Consider the following 2,564-nt stretch of genomic DNA (forward strand, 5'->3'; position numbering starts at 1 on the left):
AGCGCGGGCGCGCCCACAACGAGCTGACCCGCCACCGCTACGACGCGACCCTGCGCCGCACCCCGCTGCGCACCGAGCCGATCCAGGTGGCCGAGCTCGGGTGGGCGGACGCGCGCGGGCTCGACGGCCTGCGCGCCCTGCTCGCGGCCGGGCTGCCGGTGCGGGTCACCGGGGTGCCGAACGCCCGGCTCACCGCGGAGACCGCGCTGGTCGAGGCGGCGTTTGCGGGTGGCCCGGAGGGGGCCGGGCTGGCTGGGGCGGCGTTTGCGGACGGTCCGGAGGGGACCGGGCTGGCCGGGGCGGCGTTTGCCGGTGGTTCGGCGGGCGGGGGGCTGGTTGGGGCGGTGTTTGCGGGTGGCCCGGAGGAAGCCGGGCTGGCCGGGGCGGCGTTTGCGGGCAGCGCGACCGGGGACGGGGTGGCCGGCGTGCCGCTCGCGGGTGGTTCGGCGGGCTCGGCGGCCGATTTCGGGCCGGGGAGCAGCAGGCCGGGCGGTGCCGCTCCGGGAACGGGGCCCGCAGCCGGCGCAGACAGCCCGACCGGGCCTGCCGGGGCCGGGCTGTGCGCGACCGGGTCTGCGGCGGGCGGGCTGGCTGCGACCGGGTCTGCGGCGAGCGGTCCTGCCCGGCCGGGGTTCATGGTGCGGGGCGGGGCGGAGGGCGGGGTGGCCGGTGCTGCCGCGTTCGGCGTCGGGCGGGCGGGTGCGTTCGGCGGGGGTGCGACCGCGTCGAGCTGGTTCGGGGTGGACGAGTCCGAGCTCGCCGTCGACCCCGAGGAGCTGCACGCCCTCGCCGCCGCGCACGGGGTGCGGGCTTGGGTCACCTGGGGTGACCTCGCCGGAACCGTGGACGTGGTCTTCGCCGATCCGGCCGCGCTCGTCGAGCCGCACCGGGGTGGTGCGGTCCGGCCGCTCGGCGAGTTGACCACCACGCCTGCCGGGCGCGGGACCGGGGGGCTCGTCGCCGACGTGCGGGCCCACCTGGTCGAGCGGTTGCCGGAGCACCTGGTGCCCTCGGCGTTCGTGGTGCTCGACGCGCTGCCGCTCACGCCGGTCGGCAAGCTCGACCGGGCCGCCCTCCCCGCGCCCGACGCGGGCGCCCGGCCCGGCCGCTCGCCGCGCACGCCGCGCGAGGAGCTGCTGTGCGGGCTGTTCGCCGAGGTGCTCGGGCTCGACCGCGTCGGCGTGGACGACGACTTCTTCGACCTGGGCGGTCACTCGCTGCTCGCCACCCGGCTCGTGTCGCGGGTGCGGGCGGTGCTGGCCGTGGAGCTGGACGTGCGCGCGCTGTTCGAGACGCCCACCCCCGAGGGGCTCGCGGCGCGGCTCGACGCGGCCGGGGCCGCCCGGCCCGCGCTCGTCCCGGTCGAGCGGCCCGAGCGGGTGCCGCTGTCGTTCGCGCAGCGGCGGCTGTGGTTCCTGCACCAGGTCGACGGGCCCTCCGCCACCTACAACATGCCCCTCGCCCTGCGGCTCACCGGCGCGCTCGACCGGGAGGCGCTGCGGAACGCGCTGGGCGACCTGCTGGCCAGGCACGAGAGCCTGCGCACGGTCGTCCGCGACGAGGGCGGGGTGCCGCACCCGCACGTGCTCGACCCCGCCCCGCCGCCGCTGCTCGTGCACCCGGCCGGTGCGGGCTCGCTGCTCGACTCGGCCCGGCGCGGGTTCGACCTCGCCGAGCAGCCGCCCATCAGGGCTGAGCTGTTCGAGACCGGATCGGGCGAGTCCGGGCCCACCGAGCACGTGCTGCTGATCGTGGTGCACCACATCGCGGCGGACGGCTGGTCCATGGGGCCGCTCTCCCGCGACATGGCCACGTCGTTCGCCGCCCGCTGCCGGGGCGAGGCCCCGGCGTGGGCCCCGCTGCCGGTGCAGTACGCGGACTACGCGCTGTGGCAGCGCGACCTGCTCGGTGAGCCCACCGCGCCTGACAGCCGCTTCGCCGAGCAGCTCGCCTACTGGACCGGTGCGCTCGCCGGCCTGCCCGAGTGCGTCGAGCTGCCCCCCGACCGGCCGCGCCCCGCGGTCGCGTCGCACCGGGGCGACGTGCTGCGGGTCGAGCTGCCCGCCCGGCTGCACCGCGCGGTGCGCGACCTGGCCGCAGCGCAGGGCGCCAGCGTGTTCATGGTGCTCCAGGCCGGGCTCGCCGCGCTGCTCACCAAGCTCGGCGCGGGCGAGGACATCGCGATCGGCAGTCCCATCGCCGGGCGCACCGACGAGGCGCTCGACGACCTCGTCGGGTTCTTCGTCAACACGCTCGTGCTGCGCACCGACACCTCCGGCAACCCGAGCTTCACCCGCCTGCTGGGGCGGGTGAGGGAGAACGCGCTCGCCGCGTACGCGAACCAGGACGTGCCGTTCGAGTACCTGGTGGAGGCGGTCAACCCGGCCCGCTCGCTCGCGCACCACCCGCTGTTCCAGGTGGTCCTCGGCCTGCAGAACGCGCCGTCCGGCGACTTCGCCCTGCCGGGGCTGGAGATCGGCCACGAGTCCGCGCCCACCGGCACCGCCAGGGCCGACCTGACGATCAGCCTCGCCGAGCGGTTCCGCCCGGACGGTGAGCCGGAC

1 protein-coding gene is annotated in these 2,564 nt (G+C 77.7%); it reads left to right on the forward strand.

The features are described 5' to 3' along the window. The coding region (locus ACTUAL_RS13885) for a condensation domain-containing protein (protein ID WP_440900528.1) at positions 1 to 2,564 on the forward strand (2,564 nt) is incomplete at both ends.

The sequence above is a fragment of the Actinosynnema sp. genome, assembly GCF_052038725.1.